Origin of the sequence: Acinetobacter soli (genome assembly GCF_000760595.1) — a bacterium.
Classification (GTDB): domain Bacteria; phylum Pseudomonadota; class Gammaproteobacteria; order Pseudomonadales; family Moraxellaceae; genus Acinetobacter; species Acinetobacter soli.
Genome location: NZ_BBNM01000016.1, coordinates 1 through 22,500, shown reverse-complemented (window position 1 = coordinate 22,500; position 22,500 = coordinate 1). Strand labels below are relative to the sequence as shown.

Annotated in this window: 20 protein-coding genes; 6 read left to right on the top strand and 14 right to left on the bottom strand. The window is 41.7% G+C overall.

Translation table 11 applies throughout. The features are described 5' to 3' along the window. Positions 1 to 16: 16 nt before the first annotated feature. Positions 17 to 562, bottom strand: coding sequence for a GNAT family N-acetyltransferase (locus Aso01_RS14760; protein ID WP_004937988.1), 546 nt, complete (start codon positions 560 to 562; stop codon positions 17 to 19). A gap of 264 nt (positions 563 to 826) precedes the next feature. On the opposite strand from Aso01_RS14760, the gene Aso01_RS14755 reads away from it, so the two are divergent. Continuing rightward, on the top strand, positions 827 to 1,060 hold the full coding sequence (locus tag Aso01_RS14755) for a hypothetical protein (protein ID WP_004937983.1): 234 nt from the start codon (positions 827 to 829) through the stop codon (positions 1,058 to 1,060). A 37-nt stretch (positions 1,061 to 1,097) separates the two neighbouring features. Here Aso01_RS14755 and Aso01_RS14750 read toward each other — a convergent pair whose 3' ends face one another. The 5 genes from Aso01_RS14750 to putA all read right to left on the bottom strand — a co-directional run bounded on the left by Aso01_RS14750 (position 1,098) and on the right by putA (position 8,100). Then, positions 1,098 to 1,898 (bottom strand): undecaprenyl-diphosphate phosphatase, encoded by an 801-nt coding sequence (locus tag Aso01_RS14750; protein ID WP_004937982.1) that lies wholly within the window; start codon positions 1,896 to 1,898, stop codon positions 1,098 to 1,100. 279 nt (positions 1,899 to 2,177) lie between these two features. Next, positions 2,178 to 2,396, bottom strand: coding sequence for a hypothetical protein (locus Aso01_RS14745; protein WP_004937977.1), 219 nt, complete (start codon positions 2,394 to 2,396; stop codon positions 2,178 to 2,180). Between the two features lie 185 nt (positions 2,397 to 2,581). Further along, positions 2,582 to 2,809 (bottom strand): hypothetical protein, encoded by a 228-nt coding sequence (locus tag Aso01_RS14740; protein WP_004937974.1) that lies wholly within the window; start codon positions 2,807 to 2,809, stop codon positions 2,582 to 2,584. 251 nt (positions 2,810 to 3,060) lie between these two features. After that, positions 3,061 to 4,146, bottom strand: a complete 1,086-nt coding sequence (gene trmA / locus Aso01_RS14735; RefSeq protein ID WP_004937970.1) for a tRNA (uridine(54)-C5)-methyltransferase TrmA — start codon at positions 4,144 to 4,146, stop codon at positions 3,061 to 3,063. 186 nt (positions 4,147 to 4,332) lie between these two features. Beyond that, positions 4,333 to 8,100, bottom strand: a complete 3,768-nt coding sequence (gene putA / locus Aso01_RS14730) for a trifunctional transcriptional regulator/proline dehydrogenase/L-glutamate gamma-semialdehyde dehydrogenase (RefSeq protein WP_004937968.1) — start codon at positions 8,098 to 8,100, stop codon at positions 4,333 to 4,335. Positions 8,101 to 8,221: 121 nt separating this feature from the next. Between putA and Aso01_RS14725 the strand changes: the two genes are divergently transcribed. Then, positions 8,222 to 8,722 (top strand): Lrp/AsnC ligand binding domain-containing protein, encoded by a 501-nt coding sequence (locus tag Aso01_RS14725; RefSeq protein WP_004937965.1) that lies wholly within the window; start codon positions 8,222 to 8,224, stop codon positions 8,720 to 8,722. 28 nt (positions 8,723 to 8,750) lie between these two features. Here Aso01_RS14725 and putP read toward each other — a convergent pair whose 3' ends face one another. From putP to Aso01_RS14700, 5 genes are all read right to left on the bottom strand, one after another. Further along, positions 8,751 to 10,244, bottom strand: coding sequence for a sodium/proline symporter PutP (putP, locus tag Aso01_RS14720; protein WP_004937963.1), 1,494 nt, complete (start codon positions 10,242 to 10,244; stop codon positions 8,751 to 8,753). Positions 10,245 to 10,630: 386 nt separating this feature from the next. Next, complete coding sequence (locus Aso01_RS14715) at positions 10,631 to 11,332, bottom strand: SIR2 family NAD-dependent protein deacylase (protein WP_004937960.1); 702 nt, start codon at positions 11,330 to 11,332, stop codon at positions 10,631 to 10,633. A 47-nt stretch (positions 11,333 to 11,379) separates the two neighbouring features. Further along, complete coding sequence (locus Aso01_RS14710) at positions 11,380 to 12,666, bottom strand: MFS transporter (protein ID WP_025094681.1); 1,287 nt, start codon at positions 12,664 to 12,666, stop codon at positions 11,380 to 11,382. Positions 12,667 to 12,994: 328 nt separating this feature from the next. After that, entirely contained in the window at positions 12,995 to 13,906 is a 912-nt protein-coding gene (locus tag Aso01_RS14705; RefSeq protein WP_004937956.1) for an alpha/beta fold hydrolase, read from the bottom strand. 8 nt (positions 13,907 to 13,914) lie between these two features. Further along, complete coding sequence (locus tag Aso01_RS14700; protein ID WP_004937953.1) at positions 13,915 to 14,457, bottom strand: PadR family transcriptional regulator; 543 nt, start codon at positions 14,455 to 14,457, stop codon at positions 13,915 to 13,917. 123 nt (positions 14,458 to 14,580) lie between these two features. Here Aso01_RS14700 and Aso01_RS14695 point away from each other — a divergent pair, with 123 nt between their 5' ends. Next, the gene (locus tag Aso01_RS14695) at positions 14,581 to 16,608 is read left to right on the top strand and encodes an oxidoreductase (protein WP_004937952.1); all 2,028 of its coding nucleotides are present in this window, start codon (positions 14,581 to 14,583) and stop codon (positions 16,606 to 16,608) included. A gap of 111 nt (positions 16,609 to 16,719) precedes the next feature. Further along, complete coding sequence (locus Aso01_RS14690; protein ID WP_004937948.1) at positions 16,720 to 17,799, top strand: YheT family hydrolase; 1,080 nt, start codon at positions 16,720 to 16,722, stop codon at positions 17,797 to 17,799. A 22-nt stretch (positions 17,800 to 17,821) separates the two neighbouring features. Here Aso01_RS14690 and Aso01_RS14685 read toward each other — a convergent pair whose 3' ends face one another. Both Aso01_RS14685 and Aso01_RS14680 read right to left on the bottom strand, forming a co-directional pair. Continuing rightward, positions 17,822 to 18,721, bottom strand: a complete 900-nt coding sequence (locus Aso01_RS14685) for a LysR family transcriptional regulator (RefSeq protein ID WP_004937946.1) — start codon at positions 18,719 to 18,721, stop codon at positions 17,822 to 17,824. 100 nt (positions 18,722 to 18,821) lie between these two features. Then, a complete protein-coding gene (locus Aso01_RS14680) occupies positions 18,822 to 19,262 on the bottom strand; it encodes an HD domain-containing protein (RefSeq protein WP_004937943.1) in 441 nt (146 codons plus the stop codon). A 164-nt stretch (positions 19,263 to 19,426) separates the two neighbouring features. On the opposite strand from Aso01_RS14680, the gene Aso01_RS14675 reads away from it, so the two are divergent. Continuing rightward, entirely contained in the window at positions 19,427 to 19,753 is a 327-nt protein-coding gene (locus Aso01_RS14675) for a hypothetical protein (RefSeq protein WP_004937939.1), read from the top strand. Between the two features lie 10 nt (positions 19,754 to 19,763). On the opposite strand, the gene Aso01_RS14670 is transcribed toward Aso01_RS14675, so the two are convergent. Then, entirely contained in the window at positions 19,764 to 20,711 is a 948-nt protein-coding gene (locus Aso01_RS14670) for a LysR substrate-binding domain-containing protein (RefSeq protein ID WP_004937936.1), read from the bottom strand. A gap of 220 nt (positions 20,712 to 20,931) precedes the next feature. On the opposite strand from Aso01_RS14670, the gene Aso01_RS14665 reads away from it, so the two are divergent. Further along, positions 20,932 to 22,152 carry an acyl-CoA dehydrogenase gene (locus Aso01_RS14665; protein ID WP_004937935.1) on the top strand — a complete coding sequence of 407 codons (1,221 nt, stop codon included), beginning with the start codon at positions 20,932 to 20,934 and terminating at the stop codon, positions 22,150 to 22,152. Positions 22,153 to 22,500 lie beyond the last annotated feature (348 nt).

The following is a 22,500-nucleotide window of genomic DNA, read 5'->3' as shown; positions in this document are numbered from 1 at the left end:
ATTAAGTTAAAAAACGTTAAACATCATCGTATGGTTCAACTGGCGTCTCTAGCGTGAGCTGATAAAACGCGGCATCGAGCCAGCGTCCAAATTTAAATCCCGCTTGAGTGATAGTGCCCGAATAACGAAATCCGAGTTTTTCATGCAATTTAATACTGGCTACATTGGTTGCATCAATACATCCGACCATCACGTGCACATCAGCGGCTTTCGCTCGTTCGATCAATGCTTGCATCAGCACGGTGCTCAAGCCTTGGCCACGAAAATCTTTATGAATATAAACGCTGTGTTCGACTGTATATTTATAAGCCGGAAATGCCCGAAATGTGCCAAAGCTTGCAAAGCCCATCAATTGACCTTGCGCATTGACTGCGCCGATGACAGGAAATTGATGTGTACGTTTGGTTTTAAACCATTGCACCATACTTTCTTGCGTGCGGGGTTTGTAGTCGTACAATGCAGTTGAATGCACAATCGCATCATTGAGAATATCCAGAATCTCAGTTGAATGTTGTTCTGTACAATCCACAATACGTAATGCTTCAACAGATGGCTTCGACATCAAAAATTATCCTTATTGACAGACACGATAGCGCTTTATTGCAGAACAAATCGCGCTAGGAGAAAAAAGCTGCAAAAGAGTAGCAGAAAATCAGCAAAATACCAAAATGAGATAAAGATGAAGTTTTAAGGCGCAACAGGTTAAATCAACAAATCAAATAAACGGCTTTCATCGAATTGTTTTAAATTGTCATCACGCTATGAACCATTTTCAATTTAGTACAGAATACAAAAGAAAAGGAGTGAAAAAAATGGGTAAATCTGAATGAAAACAACAGTCAAATATGTAGTACTTAAAGGGGACGATTATCAGCTTGGAACCCCTTTGCATGAAGAGCAGCTCGATGCGCCAGCAGATTTTTTTGACAAAATCCCTGATCAGTTAACATTAAATCAGCGCAATTTTCGTTTGAAGTATAAAGAGTTGAATCGCAAATATTCGCATTATGATGAAATTGAAGAGGCGCAGCACATTGTAGTGAAGCTGATCGCAATTTAAAAAAAAAGCTCAGAGCATACTCTGAGCTTTTTTATATTTAAAACATCACCAGCATGATGATGGCACCGAGTGCAATCCGGTACCAAGCAAATACGCGTAAAGTATGCTTCTCAACAAATCGAACCAGTGCTCTGACCACAAACAATGCAGAAATGAAAGCTGCAACAAATCCAAGCCCGATATTGAGCATATTGTCTGATGTTAAAATACTGGCATTACGCATGAGGTCATAGGTGGCTGCACCCAGCATGGTTGGCATGGCCAAGAAGAACGAAAATTCGGTCGCTGCTTTACGAGATAAACCTGAAAGCATACCACCAATAATCGTTGCACCTGAACGAGATGTGCCTGGAATCATGGCAATACACTGCACAAAACCCACAATGATGGCTTGCTTGAAAGTAATGCGTGTGGCTTCGGTAGTAGATGGCTTAAAGTCACGAGACTCAACCCAGAAAATAATGAGTCCACCTACAATCAGCGCCACCGCCACGACCATTGGGCTAAACAACACCGATTTAATAAAATCGACGGCCAATACGCCAATAATCACCGCGGGGAAAAAAGCAATCAGAACGCTAAACGTAAAATGTCGTGCTTCTGCATCACCGCTAAAAAAGCCTTTCACCAAATCGATAATTTTTTTTCTGTACAGCCAGCACACCGCGAGAATGGCACCTAACTGGATCACGACTTCAAATGCTCGACCGCTATCGGAATGAAAGTCAATTAAATGACCAAATAAGATTAAATGTCCTGTACTCGAAATCGGTAAAAATTCTGTTAATCCTTCGATAAAACCTAAAAATAACGCTTTAAAAGCTTCAAGATTTCCCATGAAATATTGTACTCATCTCTAAAATCGTTGAGTGGAAGATGTTTTTTAGAATAAAAACGTACCTTATCTTAAAGTAAACAATTCCTTGATCAATAAAAAAGATAAAATAATTTGAATTTGATAATGAGAATTGTTTGCGTTTATTGTTTTTTTGTTATATGATGATTTCCGAAGAGTTCGAGAAGGCTCTTCAATAAAACAATAATAATCATCACTACCAGAGGTAGTATTACAGCGTGATCCTCAAAACCCATAGCCAGTGCTATGGGTTTTTTTATTTTAATGTGGTTTAGATGCAGCTTGCATTTGCTGCTTCAGATACAAGTCGACATAATACTTCTCGACATAATCATCGGCATATTGATTTGCGACACAGCGTGTCTGTGTTTTTTCTACTTTTTTTACTGCTACTGTTGGATCTACTTGTTGCACAACCCACCATTCGCGATCAATTCTGCGTACAGAAAAAAGTTCTTTCTGGTATTTACGTTTAGCCATTAAAGATCCATAAACATGAACAAAGTGAGTGATTTCTACGTGACCCTGCTCATGAAGTCAAGTCGACTTTGATGAGCTTGTATATTTTAAAATCATTAAACAAACGCCTAGAAAACAAAAAAGCTGACATCTGTTTAGATATCAGCTTTTTTGGATCATGCAATCAATTTACACAGGTAAAATGGCTATTGCACTGGACGATGATTTATTTCATTCAACTCTTTACGGCTGTAACCGCGAGACACCAAAACCTTTTTAATTCCTTTGATGATATCTTCATCAGTTGCTTTTGCCAAAGCAGCAACGAGCTGCTCGTTTGTTTTGCAAGAACAATCGTTTTCAACACAAGCAATTTGGTTTTTATGCTCGTTATTGATCTCATCTGATGAGAACAGTTTATGCCAAAAACTCATAGAGCCTTCATAATCAACTTAACATAGCTCGAAATATAGCCAAATTAAATAAAAATACAAGATGATCAAAGTGATAAAAGCAACAATCAAACTCTAAATTTTCCGATGATAAATTTAAAATTTAACGAAATTATGACAAGGCTAGGGGCTTGATCTTTGATTTAATTTGATTTTTAGCTATAAAAAATGATTAAAGAAGAATAGGTTACATCTGTAACCTATTCATTATTCTTTACAATGCAATAAATTGTTTAAATTCTTTCGAGGAATACACCCGATTCAACATGATGGGTAAACGGGAATTGATCAAACAAAGCGAAGCGGCTAATTCGATGTGTTTGAGTCAGGGTTTTTAAGTTGTCGTATAAGGTATCCGGGTTACACGAGATATATAAAATACGCTCAAAACCTTGCAGAAGTTTTAGGGTCTCATCATCAATTCCGGCGCGTGGTGGATCGACAAAAACCGTATCAAATTGATAGCCATCAAGCTCGATTTGCGCCTCTTGTAGGCGTCTGAAACTACGTTCACCGCGATAGGCTTCAGTAAACTCTTCGGCCGAAAGTCGGGCAATTTGGATGTTATTAATCTGGTTTTGTGCAATATTCCACTGCGCAGCATAAACAGAACTTTTTGCAAGCTCAGTGGCCAACACACGATTGAAATGTAATGAAAGCGGCAAGGTAAAATTACCGTTTCCGCAATAGAGTTCAAGCAAATCCTGATTTTCACCCTGAATGGTATCGCAGGCCCAAGTGAGCATCTTTTGACAAACAATAGCATTTGGCTGGGTGAAGCTGCTTTCGATTTGTTTGTATTTAAAAGTGCGGCCATGAACCTGTAATTGCTCTACCACATAGTCATCACCAATAATGACTTTCTGACCACGGCTACGTCCCATGATCTTGATATTGAGTCGATCTGCCAGTGCTTTGGCCGCAGCTTCCCAGTCAGCGTCTAGTTTACGATGATAAATCAGCGTAACCAGCATTTCACCACTCAGTGTCGCCAAAAAATCGACTTCAAAAATACGCTGTGATAGCACAGCATTCGCCTTAAGCTCTGCCAGTAAAACAGGCATGAGTGCATTAATGCTTTGATCAGCAATTGGAAACGTATCAACACGTACCACAGCTTTATTTTTGCCTTCGTCTGCGCGTTCAAACATGGCATAGAACAAATCATTTTCGGTATGCCAGATACGAAACTCGGCACGCATACGAAAATTTTGCTCTGGCGAGTCAAATACTTCCAGTGTTGGCGCATTAAATTCCTGAAATTGGCGGGTGATTCGTTCAATTTTATCTTGAAGCTGTTGCTGATACGTTTGAGACATAAATATGAAAAATAACAAGAATCGTCAAAGCGCAAATAGTAGCAAAAAAAGCAACTATCAGGGAGAAAACTTATCATGGCTTTAAGCACAGCCATAATATTTTTAATGCGCTCAATGTAAAAAAGCACGCCATGTTTCTCACTTGGCGTGCTTTTTGTGAAAAGACCTTTATTTTGAAATAATCATCTATTCCGAAATGGTCATCAAGCTGGCATTACCTCCAGCAGCAGCCGTGTTAATACTGATTGCATGTTCAATCAAGAGTCGCTCAAGTGGGATACGGACACTTGAATCTTGCATATGCGTAATACCCACAATAGCTCCTTGACGTGCTGCAACTTGTGTTTGCAATTTTTCCAGTTGATCGGCAGTACCATGATGCAAGACAGCATCGAAATCCCCATGCTCGACATGACCAATTTCAATAATTGCCTGACGAATCGCCTGAGGCAATTTTGAAGCATAACTTTGCATAAAACTGTGACCTTGCAAAATGGCCACTTCGCTTTGTACTGCAAAAATCGCGAGCATTTGATGCACGACATCGACATGATTCGTTGCAACCGTCAAAACACGCTTGCGCGGTAGCATCATATAGCGGTTGATTTCGCCAGTCGGGCCTTGCAGATCAAACGCGTGACCTACGCTAACTGTATCAATTGCAGGGAAGTTCGCTTCAGGTAAATGCTGTTTAGCCCAACTCAGCAGCTCATTAAACAGTTTTGGACGTTCAGCGCGAATATGATGGTCTGGCTGCACACCAAAAGGCACATTTAAGCTTTTTTCTGAACAGCTATTCATCAAGCGGTATACATAAAGCGGACCACCGGCTTTAGGCCCAGTACCCGATAAACCTTCTCCGCCAAAAGGTTGTACCCCCACCACAGCACCAACGATATTACGGTTGATGTATAGGTTGCCGACTTCTGCATGTTCCACCACGGTATTGATTGTTTCATCAATTCGAGTGTGCAGTCCCATGGTTAAACCATAGCCCTTGGCGTTGATCCGCTCAAGTAAAGCCTGAATTTCGCCATGCTTATAGGTAATGACGTGTAATACCGGACCAAATACTTCGCGTTCTAAATCATCGAGATTTGGAAGTTCAATTAGGGTTGGCAGTACGAACGTTCCGTTTTGTAGCACCAATTGGCTTTTGGCATCTTGATTTAAAGCAAGCTGATGAACCGGATAGCCTTTGCTGCGCATTTTTTGGATATGCTGATCGATGGTTTGTTTGGCTTCGCCATCAATCACAGGGCCAATATCCGTTTTCAAAATAAACGGATTACCCACCAAAAGTTGTTGCATCGCACCTTTGAGCATGTCAATTAACACTTTAGCGTTGTCTTCTTGCACACATAAAATACGAAGTGCAGAGCAGCGCTGGCCGGCGCTGTCAAATGCCGAGTTGACGACATCTAGCACCACCTGTTCGGTTAAGGCCGATGAATCGACAATCATCGCATTTTGACCGCCCGTTTCCGCAATCAGCGGAATAGGCTCGCCAGTCGTTGAAACGCGTTTGGCAACTGTCTTTTGCAAAATTTTCGCGACTTCGGTCGAACCGGTAAACATGATGCCCTGAACACGATCATCTGAACTAAGCTTAGCACCAACCGTTTCACCACGCCCTGGCAATAGTTGCAGTACAGCACGTGGAACACCCGCTTCATGCAAGATGCGCACTGCTTCAGCAGCAATTAAAGGCGTTTGCTCGGCAGGTTTTGCAATGACACAGTTACCAGCCACCAAGGCAGCTGCAATCTGACCTGAAAAAATTGCTAAAGGGAAGTTCCAAGGGCTAATACAGAGCACTGTGCCAAGTGGGCGAATCGTTGTAAATTCATTGATGCTCTCGATCTGAGTCGCGTAGTAACGTAGAAAATCGACGGCTTCACGTACCTCGGCAATCGCATTGGCATACGTTTTACCGGCTTCACGACATAAAAGGATCATGAGCGCCTGCATGCGGTCTTCCATTAAGTCTGCTGCACGCTTTAATGCTGCTGCGCGTTCACTTTTATGGGTGCCTGACCAACCGATTTGTGCTTGTATTGCTGCCTGTAAAGCAATCTCAACATGTGTTTCAGTTGCTTCTTGTACATAACCGACCAAGTCTGCATGAACAGCAGGGTTTAAAATGGCCTGTGATGTAACGTCAAACTCAAGCGATGCATCTGCAAGCAAGGGCTGACTGTTCCACACCTGATGCTGCAATGCCTGTGCCGTTTCATTTAAGGCGATCAGGCTGCTGTCATCGGCAAGATCAAAGCCTTTCGAATTCTGACGTGCATCGCCATATAATGCATATGGCAGTGCAATAGCAGGATGTTTGAGACCAATGTGTTGTTCACGTTTGGCAGTGGCATGAATTTCATCAAATGGTGATTGAATCAATGCTTCGATTTTTAGGTTTTGATCGGCAATACGGTTAACAAAAGAGGTATTGGCACCATTCTCGAGCAAGCGGCGTACCAAGTAGGCGAGTAAGGTTTCATGGTTACCCACTGGTGCATAAATACGACATGGAATACCGAGTTTATTGTCGCTACGCGAACCTACGACTTGCTCGTATAACGGCTCTCCCATGCCATGTAAACATTGGAACTCATACTGACCTGCATAATACTTGCTCGGGTCTGCCAGATGGTAAATGGTGGCTAATGACTGTGCATTGTGTGTTGCAAATTGCGGATAAATATAGGCTGGTGCGTCCAGCAATTTTTTGGCACACGCAATGTAAGATAAATCGGTGTGAACCTTACGTGTGAATACAGGGTAGTCGCTCATCCCGTCGATTTGCGCTTTTTTGATTTCGCTGTCCCAATAAGCACCTTTTACCAAACGAATCATCAGACGTTTCTGGCTACGTTTGGCCAGATCAATCACGTAATCAACCACGTAGAAACAACGTTTTTGGTAAGCCTGAATGACAAACCCAATACCTTTCCAGCCTGCAAGTTCTGGCTCAAAGCACAATCGTTCTAAAAGTTCGAGTGAGATTTCAAGACGATCGGCTTCTTCTGCATCAATGTTGAGTCCAATGTCATAGCGTTTCGCCAGTTGTGCCAGTTCAAAGACTTTTCCATAAAGCTCATCATGTACACGTGCAATTTGAGCACGTTGATAACGAGGGTGCAGTGCAGATAACTTAATCGAAATTCCTGGACCATCATACACGCCCTTACCTTGAGCGGCTTTGCCGATCGCATGAATGGCTTGTGTGTAATCGTTAAAATAACGTGCAGCATCATGATCGGTGAGAGCAGCTTCGCCCAGCATGTCGTATGAATAGCGAAAGCCTTTGTGTTCAAGCGGTTTAGCATGATTCAGCGCTTCTTCAATGGTTTCACCAGTCACGAACTGTTCGCCCATCATGCGCATCGCCACGTCAACTGCTTTACGGATGACACCACGACCACTGCGAGCAATGATCGAGGTGAGCAAGCCCGATAAACTTCCTTGTTTAGGCGTTTCCATCAGCTTACCGGTCAGCATTAAGCCCCAAGCTGCTGCATTGACAAACATCAGGCTACTTTGGCCGACATGGTCTTTCCAGTTACCTTGATTGATTTTGTCACGAATCAGTAAGTCACGTGTTGCTTTATCAGGAATACGTAAAAGTGCTTCTGCCAAGCACATGAGTGCAATTCCTTCTTGCGAGGACAGCGAAAATTCCTGCAATAAACCCTGCACAATGCCTGCCTTACCAGCAGAACTCTTACGCTCACGTAATGAGTTGGCCAGATTAAACGCAACTTCGTGAATCTGATGATTCAATTCATCTGAAATTGTCGCGGCATTCAATAAGGTTTCGACGACTTCTGGTTCTGCACGGCGCCAAGCACTGTTAATTCGTTCTTCCAGCTCGGTTTTTTGTTTAAATTCCGTGATGTAACCAAAGTTAGGTTGTGCTTCATGCATTTTCGGGTTGCTGTCCATCATGTTCATGTCAAATTCCAATGACGATCTCTAAAGGATATTGTCTAAAGAGGTTTAGATAATTTATGATTACAGAATAATTACCGAATAACTCGCTATATTCTTGGCATTTTTTAGGGAAAAATTTTGTATGGATGGGGCAATTTCAACATTAGATCGGGTTGATCTGAAAATTCTCGATATTCTTCAAAAAGATGGTCGAATTTCAAACATAAAACTCGCAGAAGAAGTCAGTCTGTCACCTACTGCGGTCATGGCGCGTGTACAGAAACTAACTAAGGAGAATTATATTCTGGGCTATCAAGCCAAGCTCAATCCAGAAAAGCTCAATGCGAGTTTTTTAGTATTTGTGGAAGTATTACTCGATAAAACCACATCGAATGGACTCGACGAATTTATTGAGGCTGTATCGGAATATCCTGAAATTATTGAATGCCATATGACCAGCGGCGGTTTTGATTTCTTAATGAAAATTCGCAGTGCCAATATGGAAGAATACCGAAAGTTTGCTGGGCAAACGTTGTGGCAATTGCCTGGGGTCAAGGAAACGCGAAGTTATCCGGTCATGCAAGTGGTCAAAGAAACCTCTCGAATTAAGCTCAATAAGCGCACTACAAAAAAGGGGGCATAACGCCCCTTTTTTTAGATCAAATGATGGATTATTTCGAGCTATGGTAAAGACGATCGGCTTCTTCAAAGCGATCCGTTACTTCACGTGTTGGTGGTTTGCCCATGAGGCTCACAACCACAATGGTAATTGCAGCCAAGACAAAACCAGGAATAATCTCGTAAATACCCGTTGACGCAAATAGGTTTTTCCAGCCAATCACCACCACTGCGCCTACAATCATACCTGCAACCGCAGCGTTTAAAGTCATGCGTTTCCAGAACAACGAGAAAATAATTAACGGACCAAACGCGGCACCAAAGCCAGCCCAAGCGTACGCTACAAGGCCCAAAACTTTACTTTCCGGGTTGCTTGCCAACCAGATTGCAAATACAGAAATCGCCAGAACCATCAAGCGACCAACCCAGACCAATTCTTTTTGAGAGGCATTTTTGCGAAAGAATGGCTTATAAAAATCTTCGGTTAAGGTACTCGAGCAGACCAGAAGCTGACAGCTCAACGTACTCATCACAGCAGAAAGAATACCTGCCATCACAATACCGGCTACCCACGGATTAAACAAAATCTGTGCAAGCTCCATAAATACCAATTCAGAGTTTTTACTCACATTTCCGGCAAGCTCAGGATGACCTTGGAAGAACGCAATACCAAAAAATCCTGCTCCGACAGCGCCACCTAAGCACAGAATCATCCAAGACATACCAATTCTACGTGCAGCTGGAATTGATTTGACCGAGTCTGCTGCCATAAAACGAACGAGGATATGCGGCTGCCCAAAATAGCCTAAGCCCCATGCCATTGCTGAAATCATGGCAATAAAACTCACACCAGAGAACATGTTCATGGCATGTGGACGAGCTGTTTCAATGAGCTGCGTAAATTGCTGCTGACCGTCTCCAATCGCTAAATACGCAAAAATAGGCGTGAGCAATAAAGCAAATAGCATCATGGCAGCTTGAAACGTATCGGTCCAGCTAATGGCAAGGAAGCCACCAATACACACGTAACTGATCGTGGCAATCGCACTGATCCAGAGTGCCATGGTGTAATCCATACCAAAAATCGTTTCGAACAAGCGTGCGCCTGCAACCATGCCTGAAGCACAGTAAATCGAGAAGAAAATCAGAATGATCAGCGCAGAAGATACGCGAAGTAATTTTTTCGTATCATTGAATCGATTGGTAAAATAATCGGGGAGAGTGAGTGCGTTAAATTGCACCTCAGTATGCACGCGTAAACGGCCTGCGACAAACAACCAGTTTAACCATGCGCCGATAATCAGACCAATTGCGATCCATGCTTCGGAAAGACCCGATAAGTAAATCGCACCTGGTAAGCCCATGAGTAACCAACCACTCATGTCTGATGCACCAGCCGACAATGCTGTAACAAAACTTCCTAAGCTGCGTCCGCCCAGAATGTAGTCTGAAAAATTTGTTGTGGCTCTATACGCATAGAGACCAATACAGACCATTGCCACGATGTAAAATACAAACGTGATCACGGTTGGATTGATAGAATTCATGAATGGGACCTATCCTTATGTACTTTTACGTGTGTAATTCAACCAGTCCAAATAATAATTTGGTTGCCTAAAAATAAGGCTGAGATATAAACACGGATGCCAAAATAATAACTGTTAACTTTAAGTATACAATATGTAATTTTATGTAAAAATATCTTGTGTGTAGAGATTAATTAATAACCTATAAAATTCAATGTATTATTTATAGAAAATAAAAATAAAAAGCCATCTGATGGATTTAAATACAAAAAATGATGGTATTTAAATCGAAAGGATGAAAATCAAAGCAGTTTTGTAATTTTGTGTATCTTAAAAATTGAGCAATTGTGTAAGCATTGAACAAATTAAAGGTGATGTGTGGTTAAAAAGCACCCAAAATGGTCAAATTATTTACTTTTTAATGTCTCGGATAGTGTTTTTACACCCTCAGATGCTGTCATTTTGAGCAACTGATACTGCTTTGGAACGCGATGATAGTCGGCTTTTGGATCGATATAATACGCTTCACATGAGCCTGATATTTCGTGGATTAAACCCGCGACTGGATAAACGCTTAAGGTTGAACCAATCACGATAAATATATCGGCTTGACGAATTTGATGGATTGCATCTTGATAAGCAGGTACAGATTCACCAAACCAGACCACATGTGGCCGAAGTGGATAGCCATCTTTACAGTAATCCCGATCTAGTTTTAATTCGCAGCCCCGAATAGGATATAGCTCTTGAGTGATTTGTGCATCTGGACCACTGGTTTTGGCAAATCGAATATTGCCGTGCAAATGTAAAACACGGCTAGAGCCAGCACGCTCGTGCAGATCATCAATATTTTGAGTAATCACGTTCACATCAAATTGATGCTCTAGAGCGGCAATCGCCAGATGTGCCGAGTTAGGGGTGGCGTTTAAAATATTTTTACGCCGTTCATTATAGAAACGCTGTACAAGTTCAGGATCTTTTTGCCAAGCTTCTGGCGTTGCCACATCTTCAATTTTGTAATTTTCCCACAGTCCATCACTATCTCGAAATGTATGAATACCACTTTCGGCGCTCATACCAGCACCAGAAAAAACCACTAATTTTTTCATGTTGTTCTCCTTGATATAAAAAATCCGCCCGAAGGCGGATTTGAAATTTATTTGTCGTGATGCAAATATTCTGGTTCTTTCGGTAATTTAAAACTACAGAAGAAACAGATGGCAAGCATCACCATCACATAAATGAAGAATTCGTTTTCAATACCTGCCTGTTTAAATTGCAGGGCAACCGCTGGCGCTGAACCACCAAAAATGGCATTTCCGACAGCATAAGAAAACCCAACGCCCAATGCCCGTACATGTGGTGGAAACATTTCTGCCTTAATTAAACCACTAATAGAAGTATATAGGCTCAGAATCATCATCAGAAAAACCAGTAAAGCCGTCACGATTACCGGTGAATCACTAAACTGACGCATTCCAATGACCATAACTGGATAAATAAATACAATGCTCAATCCACTAAAAAGCAGCATGGATGCACGACGACCAATCCGGTCAGAGAGTGCTCCAAACAGTGGTTGAGCAATCATATAAATAAACAGTGCACAGGTCATCATGTAGCCAACAGTTCGGCCTTCAATACCCAAGCTGGTGATATAGGTTTTTGAATATACGGTTAAAACATAAAAGGTTAAAGAACCTGCCGAGGTATAGCCCACCACCAGTAAAAAGGTAAACCAGTGCTTTTTAAATAGCTCGCGCAATGAACCCGATTCTTTTTTGTCGCTGTCTTCATGCGACAAGGTTTCTTCAAGTTTGCTTCGTGCTAAAAGTGAAATAATTGCTGCGATGCCGCCAATCACAAATGGAATTCTCCAGCCACCATCCATGAGTTGTTGTTCGGTCATAAAGGCCAGCATGATCACACCGAGCAAGCTTGCCAAGAGCTGGCCGCCTGAAAGGGTCACATATTGAAACGACGCATAAAAACCGCGTTGACCTTTAAGCGCAATTTCACTCATATAGGTAGCAACAGCACCGTATTCACCACCAACCGATAAACCTTGTAGCAAGCGTACCATTAATAATAAAAAGGGCGCTGCAATACCAACCTGATCATAGGTCGGGAGTGCGGCAAATAAGAAGGAGCTGACCGCCATCAGGCTAATTGAAATCACCATCGACTGTTTTCGGCCATGTTTATCGGCAATTCGACCAAATAACCAGCTACCAATCGGGCGCATAAAAAAGCTGGCTGCAAAAACGCCCCAAACATAAATACCTTGAGCGGTTGAACTCATGTCGGGTGCAGTCAATGCTCGCTGAAAATACATGGCAAAAACGGCGTAGATATAAAAGTCAAACCATTCAACTAAATTCCCTGAAGATGCTCCGACAATTCCCATAACGCGTTTGCGTTTTTCTTCTTTGCTATATACCACTTCACTCATCTAATAAATATCCTTATGGTCGGTCTAGTTATGGTCATCATATATTTTTTGACGTGATCAGATACGTTTGTACCTGTTGTCTAACAAAAGCATCAAACTACAGCAGGACGGGACTGTCTAGGGTAAAAAATCAGAATTCTATTAATTTATACAGAGTTTTAAACAATACTTTTCACGTTAATTTTATTAAGTTTTTGAATTTATTCTGTAAATCCTAAAAATGCCAACATCATTTATTGTCCTTTTTATAAGCATGAAAATATTAACATAATTCTATGTTTTTATTGATAAAAACGATTGAGACGAAGTTTTTCTAAAACTAGTGTACTTTCTTCAAAAAATGCCCAATCTCGGTTCTAAATTTTTTTGGCTCCGTAATGAGCGGTGTATGACCAGACTTTTCAAAATAAATAGGCTGAGCATTTTTTAACTGATGAGCAATTAATGTCTGACCTTGTTCTGGATAAAGTGTCGACTGTTTTCCAATGAAAAATGTGGTGGGGCATTCAAGTGCCTGTAAAGCGGTTCGATAATCTTCGGTATGATTCAAATAATTTTGTACATACCATCTGAGGTAATCTAAGCGCTGAATCGGAAGTACATGTTTTTGAAGTTTTGGGTATTGCAGAGCCAGCTTGAATATTTTGGGTATAAATGAGTTGCTGCTTTGAAACTCGATAAACTTCAGCCATGTTTCAACCAGCTCCTGTTGGTGAGTCAGCGGAAGTTCCTCTAAATATTGAACGGTTGCATGTGATTGTAAAAGTGCGTTAATCAAATGAAGAAAACGTCTAAATTCGGTATAACGTTCACCAAAAAGACCAAACTGCCACGTGCTATCGACACGTATTTTTGGAGTTTGATCGATATGTAAATAACCTTTTAATTTCTGTCCTAAATGACCGTATTGCATACCATGCATTGCGGTGGTTGCACCCATCGAGTATCCGATAAGGGTAAATTGTGTCAGTTTGAGCTCATCAATCAAGTGTTCAACATCACGCCAGTGGCTAGAAATAGAATCTAGCTCTTGCGGTATCGCACAATGTTGTGATCGACCAAAACCACGCCATTCAGGAATAATAAACTCAAAGCCTTTGGTATATGAAAGTAAAAAGGGAAGCCATTGCCAGCTCAACATACCTAAACCAGAAAGTACCAACACTGGCTCGCCTGATCCAAAACGTCTGACAAATAATTGCTCTTGATCCGGCATAGTATAAAAAGGCATGGCTGGTCCTATTGGTTAATTAGTTCGTTTAATTCAGGAATGACTTCATCGAGCCATTTGATCCATTCTTGCTCCATGGTAATGCCCAATTCTAAAATTTTTCGATGAATAAACAATACCCGGTTTTCTGATGTGTTGTGTTTAAAATCTTTATCGTAGATGGTTTGGTAGAGCTTTAGTTTTTCTTGATGAATTGCCAAGTGTCGCTCGAGTTCAGGCAAGATTTGATTGCCACCCAGTTGAGCTTCTGCACGTAAACGAACCATCAAATCATCACGGAGTTGAGACGGTTCACTTTGCAGGAGCAACCAGCTTGAAAGTTCTATTCGACCGAGCTGTTCCACCTGATAGGTTTTTTTACGCGTGTGACTTGAGGCTTCATCAATGGTTGAAATCCAGCCTTTAGCCAGCATCGCACTGAGTTCACGATAAATCTGTTGATGACTGGCATTCCAGAAAAATCCCATCGAGCGATCAAAACGTCGGGCGAGTTCAAATCCGGAACTGGGTTTCTCCAATAAGCTGGTCAGTAAAACATGCGAAAGCGACATAGCCATCCTAAAACTCGATGTGACGCTTCAGATTATGCAATAAGTTGCATAGAAAGCAAATTTTGTTTATAAGTTTATGCAACATATTGCATAAAGCGCGCTTATGCCAGCCAGGGAGATTATATGTCAACGCACTATCCGCATTTATTGGCACCATTAGATTTAGGATTTACTACATTAAAAAATCGTATCTTAATGGGATCGATGCATATTGGACTTGAAGAAGCACCGGGTGGATATGCGCGTATGGCTGCATTTTATGCAGAGCGTGCTCAAGGTGAAGTGGGGCTTATTGTGACGGGTGGTATCTCGCCAAATGATGCAGGCCGAACTTTTGCACATGCTTCAAAACTAGATACGCTCGAAGAAGCGGAAAAACATAAAGTTATCACACAAGCTGTGCATGACGCTGGCGGTAAAATTGCCATGCAGATTTTACATACCGGTCGTTATTCTTATCAGCAAGAAATTGTCGCGCCGTCCGCCATTCAGGCACCCATCAACCCGATCAAGCCGCAACAACTTAGTTCAGCTGAGGTCTGGCAGACAATATCCGACTTTGTCAATTGTGCCAAGCTCTCACAATATGCGGGTTATGATGGCGTAGAAGTTATGGGATCAGAAGGTTATCTCATCAATGAGTTTATTGCTGCTCGAACCAATCATCGAGATGATGAATGGGGCGGTCAGTACGAAAACCGCATTCGCTTTCCAATTGAAATTGTAAAGCGTACTCGTGAAGAGGTTGGTGAAAATTTTATTATTATTTACCGACTGTCGATGCTTGATCTGGTCGAGGGCGGCTCAACCTTAGATGAAGTCATTCATTTAGCCAAAGAAATTGAAAAAGCTGGTGCAACAATTATCAATACCGGAATTGGCTGGCATGAGGCACGTATTCCCACCATTGCCACTAAAGTGCCGCGAGCCGCATTTACATGGGTGACCGAAAAAATTCGACCTCACGTGAAAGTGCCACTGATTACATCAAACCGTATTAATACTCCTGAAATGGCAGAGTACGTACTTGCAAGTGGACATGCCGATATCATCTCAATGGCACGCCCGATGCTGGCCGATCCAGAATTTGCTTTAAAAGCCCGCGAGGGACGTAGTGATGAAATCAATACCTGTATTGGTTGCAATCAAGCCTGTCTGGATCATATCTTTAATGGTAAAGTGGCCTCGTGTTTGGTCAATCCACGCGCATGCCATGAAACCGAACTCAATTTTAAAGCAGCGGCTACACCGAAAAAAATCGCTGTCGTTGGCGCAGGCCCGGCAGGTTTAAGTTTTGCCATCTATGCTGCTAGTCGTGGTCATAAAATCAAATTATATGAAGCCGCTGAGCAAATTGGCGGCCAATTTAATATTGCCAAAACCATTCCGGGTAAAGAAGAATTTTACGAAACTCTGCGTTACTTTAATCGCCAGATTGAACTGCAGCCGAACATTGAGCTGGTTTTAAACTACAAAATCGATTATGACGAATTAGCCAAGTCAGACTTCGATGAGATTGTTATTGCAACTGGTGTTACACCACGTCATCTCAATCTCGAAGGTATCCAGCATCCGAAAGTGTTGAGTTACCTCGATGTACTTAAAGCCCGTCAGCCAGTCGGTCATAAAGTTGCGATTATCGGTGCGGGTGGTATTGGCTTTGATACCGCAGAGTTTCTTACCCATGAAGGCGAAAGCGGCAGTATTCACCCTAAGAAGTTTTATGACGAATGGGGAATCGATACCTCCTATAGCCAAGTCGGTGGCTTAAAAACTGCGGCGGTTGAGCACAGTGCACGTGAAATATATTTGCTACAACGTAAAGCCAGTTCGGTCGGAGCAACACTGGGCAAAACCACGGGTTGGATTCATCGTACAGGTTTAAAAAATCGTAATGTGAAAATGATTGCGGGTGCACAGTATGAAAAAATTGATGATCAGGGTTTACATATTCAGATCGGTGAAAAGACCACAGTACTTGATGTCGATCATGTCATTATCTGTGCGGGACAAGAATCGTTTACGGCGATGTATGAACCACTCAAGCAGCTTGGCAAAAATGTACATTTGATTGGTGGCGCCAAAGAGGCGGGTGAGTTAGATGCTAAACGTGCTATCCGTCATGGTGCAGAGCTTGCGGCTATGATTTAAGTTTTTGTTCATCCTTAAGGTTTAGGCTATCGATTGGTCTAGGCCTTTTAAAATATCGGTTCGCTAATTTTTCGAATGTTGTTCTAAATTCCTATAAAGTTGATACATTTCATGAAAAAGATAAATGTGCTAAAAAAACTAACAGATACGCTTGATCGTTTGACAGGAGCAGATTATCCCCAAATCTATCTGCATCCTGAGAGCGGTCTTCATCAGCATATGCAAAAGCTCACCCAATTAAATGCTAAGTATCGCCCGACACCTTGGCTCTTTAACGAGCATCTTCAGCTTCTTTATTTTGATTTGGTTAAAAAACGCTTTATCCGCCAGCAATATGATCATATCGATTATTTAAAGATGCAAGACGGCGGGGAAACTGCAATTACATGGGTCGGTTCGCACTTACCCGCAGACACGCCGACGATTGTCATTTTGCATACCATTACCGGTTCTCCGTCTAGTATGCGCGAGTTGGTTCGTGACTTACACCGCTTTACTGGCTGGCGGATTGCACTTTGTGTGCGCCGTGGACATGCCGATTTAAACTTTTCTATACCGCAATTTAACTTGTTTGGCTCAACTGCAGACTTAAAAGAACAACTTGATTTTATTCGTCTTAAGCTCCCCCAATCAGATTTGTATGCTGTTGGATCATCGGCTGGATCGGGTCTACTGGTGCGTTACTTGGGTGAAGTTGCAGATCAGTCATGTTTTAAAGCCGCATTTGCATTTTGTCCGGGTTACAACATTGAAACGGGTTTTGATAAAGTTCATCCGGTTTATAGTCGATATATGGCAAAAAAAATAATCAATCGCTTTGTTAAGAAACACCTGCAAGGTTGGTCACATATCGATAATTTAAAAGAACTCCTGACATCTAAAAATTTAACCGAGTTTCATCTTCGCTACTATCAGCTTGCTGGTTTTTCAAACTATCAAGACTATACGTTGGCCACCAATCCCATGCACGTTTTTAAGCAAATCAAAGTGCCACTGATGGTACTTAACTCACAAGATGATCCAGTGTGTCATATCGACAACTTTGCACCTTATCTGCCTGAAATTCAGGCTATGCAGAACATTGCCGTCGTGACCACCAAGAAGGGAAGTCATTGTGCGTTTTATGAGGGATGGCGCACACAGTCTTGGGCCACCAAGCTCATGGCAGATTTTTTTCTAAGTCAGAAGTAAGTCATTTTTGCTTAAGCAAATATCAGCGCTCGGTTAAATGCTCAACCAAGTAATCGATAAACACACGAACAGCGGGCAGTAATCCACGACGTGAAGGATATACCGCATGAAAGACACCATGCGGTGCTTTCCATTCAGGCAAGACGCGAACCAATTCACCCGATTTAACATAGTCGCTGGCAATGGTATCGGGAAGTAGCGCGATACCGCAGTTTTGTGCGGTAATATTGGCAAGTACTGAAAGGTTAGATGCCATCACCACCGGATTGACTTTGATTTTCTGTAGTTCATTGCTTTGGCTGTACAAGCTAAACTGCTGATCTAAATGCTCATCCGATAAACTCAAAATCCGATGATGATGCAAATCTTCGGGCGCTTTAACAGAGCCGTATTCGTTTAAGTACGCCTGACTGGCAAAAAGATGTTGCTCGATGATGGAGAATTGACGTAACACCAGACTCGGATCATCATCAAGATTTGAGCGAACGCGAAGCGCAATATCTATGCCTTCATTGACAATATCAACACGTCGATTACTAATGATCAGTTGAACTCGAATTTCAGGATACTGTTTTAAAAAATTCGGCAGCAGTTTCGACATCTGATTTTGTGCAATATCGACAGGAACACTCACTTTAATCACGCCACGAGGCTGGATACTCAAGTGATCTACCAGATCATGTGCGGCTTGTGCAGCATTCATCATCACTTGTGCATGCCGATAAATATTCATCCCGATATCGGTCACTGCAAAGTGTCGAGAGCTACGCTGAATTAAGCGGACGCCTAAATTCTCCTCAAGATTGTATACGCGGCGACTTAATTTTGACTTTGGAATATCTGTGGCACGCTCGGCAGCACTGAAACCACCGTGTTCAACCACAAGAGCAAAGCAATAAAAATCGTCTAAATCTGTGAGCATGATGCATGTCCATATTTCTAAAAATAGGGGGTTTCAAATTTTTTCAGAGTATACCCAATATTTTTCTGAGGATATGTGATTACTCAGTAAATCATGCAATTTAGGCCAAAATAGACGAATTTGGATCAAGTAAATAGGCTTGCACTTTTTTATACTCTTCTAAACGCGCAAAATCACGGGCTGTAGGGTGACTAATTCGTTTTAAATCCATATTGTCTTTTAGATCGGCCAGTTTGACTGCTTTGGCCAATGGGTTATTTACAATTCGCTTTGCGGCTGTAAATCGGCTCTCGCCGGGTTTTTTGGTGAGCGCAATGACTGCATCAATAATATCTTGGCTAAAACCCAATGAAATTAGATCGACAATTGTGGTGTCGGTGTCTTCAAGTAAGTCGTGCATCACTGCAACAATTTTTTGTTCTAAAGTATCCAGATGAAGCATAAGTCGTAATGGATGTAAGATATAAGGTTGTCCAGCTTTGTCTACTTGTCCCGCGTGTTTTTTTGCTGCAAGTCCGATTGCTTTTTCCAAAGTTGACATGAATGCTCCAGTATTGAATGACATGACATTAGTAACAGCACTGCGCTTAGTACTCACTTAAGCACGCTACACTGGCAAGATCAATCCGACATCAGTCGATTTAAAACGATTAGATGCAAACAAATATTTCTTTTACACTATGTGAACCCTTTAGAGAATGAAATATGACTTATCAATTAATTCTTCAACCAGATGCATCAGTGAATATCGATTGCCCGATATGCAAACACCCAGTTATTGACTGGTCGCAAGAACAATATGTTCAGCCCTGCGAACATACTCTCTTTGTCGCGATGGATTTAGGATTCGAGTTTGTTTCCGATCGGTTTGAAGCGCAGATGCAACAACCTGTAGATGAATTACATGAAGATCCAGATATGAATATTTTTCATGCAATTACTTCAACTACATATCCTGTTCAAGTGATTGTCAAAGCCGATTTAGGTGTGCAATCGCTTTCACGCTACGTAGGATTTAGCGATCAACTTTAAAACGAAGAATTTAGAGAAACTGAGATTCAAATTCTCTGACTTCATGTTCGAGCCATTGAGTAAATTTTACAATCAATGCGTTTTTATGTTGCTCAGACGAAACAAAGTAATATGAACGAGTACCAACAAGTTCCACACGAGACACTCGTATCAAGTCACCCTGTTCAAGCTCTTTTTCAAGTAGCAAAGGCGGTATTAATGCAACGCCTAAATGATGCATCGCAGCGACAGCCAGCATTGAGAAAAGTTCATGGCGTTGCCCGTCCATTGCATAAGGATGGGCATACCCTGCTTGAGCAAACCATTCATTCCAGATGTAGGGGCGAGTGGTTTGCTGAAGTAAAGGGAGCTGACTGATTTGTTCTGCAGTCAAATCCAAACTTTCATTCTCGCTTGACACGCACTCTGGAAAATATTTTTCAATCAGTGTTTTAGAGCAGACGGGGACTAACGCTTCTTCCATAAGAAACTGGATTTTGGCATCGGGCCAGTTTTCAATTTGTGCAGGAGTGCCAGCATAAATTGCAGCATCAAAAATATGCTCACTAAACAAAAAAGGTTTGGTACTGGTTTCTAAATGAATCGTAATCTCAGGATACAAACGATTAAATCGATGAAGTCGCGGCAGTAACCATCGTGTTGCGAAGGTTGGAACAACGCCCAGTTTCAGTGTTCCACCTAATCCCTTGTGAGCCATTAAATCCAGTGTGGCATGTTCGATACCGAGTAAATGTGATTTGATCGTTTTTAAATAACTCTCACCCGCTTGTGTAAGCTCAACTCCATGACGCGCTCGTACAAAAAGCGCCACAGCAAGAAAGTCTTCAAGTTGCTGAATTTGCCGAGAAACAGCACTTTGGGTAATCGATAATTCTTGGGCTGCTGCTGTATAACTACGATGTTTGGCGGCCGATTCAAAACATAATAATGCCTGTAAAGAAGGAATCATTCGTCGCATATTATTTATCCTAGATCATTCTTTTAAATATTGAAAAATGGCTTCTTAAATAAATCCATCTGAAACTCGAAAAGCACTTTTATTCTAAATCAGAAAATTGAAAAGCAAAAAATAAGATATGAGAAAAATGCATGACTACATGCGAAATTATCGTTTGTGGTACTCGTTAACACAGCCTAAGATGAAGAAATAACAGTTCAATCATTAGGCTAGGAAAGCAATGAATCATATGGTCGATCATACAAAAAAAACAGCACGCGTCCACTTCAATTGGGATGATCCTTTCTTAATTGAGCAACAGCTCACGGATGAAGAGCGCATGATTCGCGATGCTGCGCATGCCTATTGTCAAGATAAACTCATGCCTCGAGTGTTAGAACAGTTTCGTCACGAAAAAACTGATCCAGCTATTCTTCGTGAAATGGGCGAGTTAGGTCTTTTGGGCCCAACCATTGATGAGCAGTATGGTGGAGCCGGTCTGAATTATGTCAGCTATGGATTAATTGCAAGAGAAATCGAACGTGTAGATTCGGGTTATCGATCTATGGCAAGTGTACAAAGTTCATTAGTGATGGTGCCAATTTCTGAATTTGGATCTGAAGCACAAAAACAAAAGTATTTACCGAAGCTCGCTACAGGTGAATATATTGGATGCTTCGGTTTAACAGAGCCGGATCACGGTTCAGACCCTGGAAGTATGATCACACGTGCAAAAAAAGTTGATGGAGGCTATCGTCTTTCTGGTGCAAAAATGTGGATCACGAACAGCCCAATCGCCGATGTATTTGTGGTTTGGGCCAAAGAAGTATCGAGTGAAGGAAATGTTGGCGAAATTCGCGGATTTATTTTAGAAAAAGGGTGGCAAGGTTTATCGGCACCAGCCATACATGGCAAGGTTGGACTACGCGCCTCTATCACCGGTGAAATTGTGATGGATAATGTTTTTGTACCTGAAGAAAATGCTTTTCCAGATATTAGAGGTTTAAAAGGTCCATTTACCTGCTTAAACAGTGCCCGTTACGGCATTGCTTGGGGTGCGATGGGCGCGGCAGAATTCTGTTGGCACACTGCACGTCAATACACACTGGATCGTAAACAGTTTGGTCGACCGCTGGCTGCCACCCAGCTTATACAAAAAAAATTGGCCGACATGCAAACCGAAATTGCATTAGGTTTACAGGCCGCACTTCGATTTGGCCGAATGAAAGATGAAGGGTTGGCGGCAGTTGAAGGCACTTCACTCATCAAGCGCAACAACTGTGGCAAGGCGCTCGATATTGCACGTTTAGCTCGCGATATGATGGGAGGCAACGGAATCAGTGATGAATTTGGGGTTGCACGCCATCTGGTGAATCTTGAAGTAGTCAATACCTATGAAGGTACACATGATGTACATGCTCTTATTTTGGGGCGTGCTCAGACTGGTCTTGCAGCATTTTAGTTCTTTAAAAAACGCAGCTTCTAAAGAGATCATAATCATTAGAAATCACATGGCTTAAAATGCTCATTAAGCCGTGTGCTCATTTATTTTTTCAATTCGGAGAATACGTTCTACATATTATGAGACAATAAAAAGTAAATCTGATCTAAATTAATTCAATGAATCGGGTATAATTGACTATTATATGATCGATATTGAGCTAAATCATATAATTTTGATTAAAAAATAAACCATTGTTTGTTTTTTTTTAAATAATACTTGCGTTGGTTGGTTTTTTGCTTAGAATACGCAGCATCCCGACGCGATACACGAAAGCAACTTAGCTTACAGGGTTAAGTTGAAAGAAAA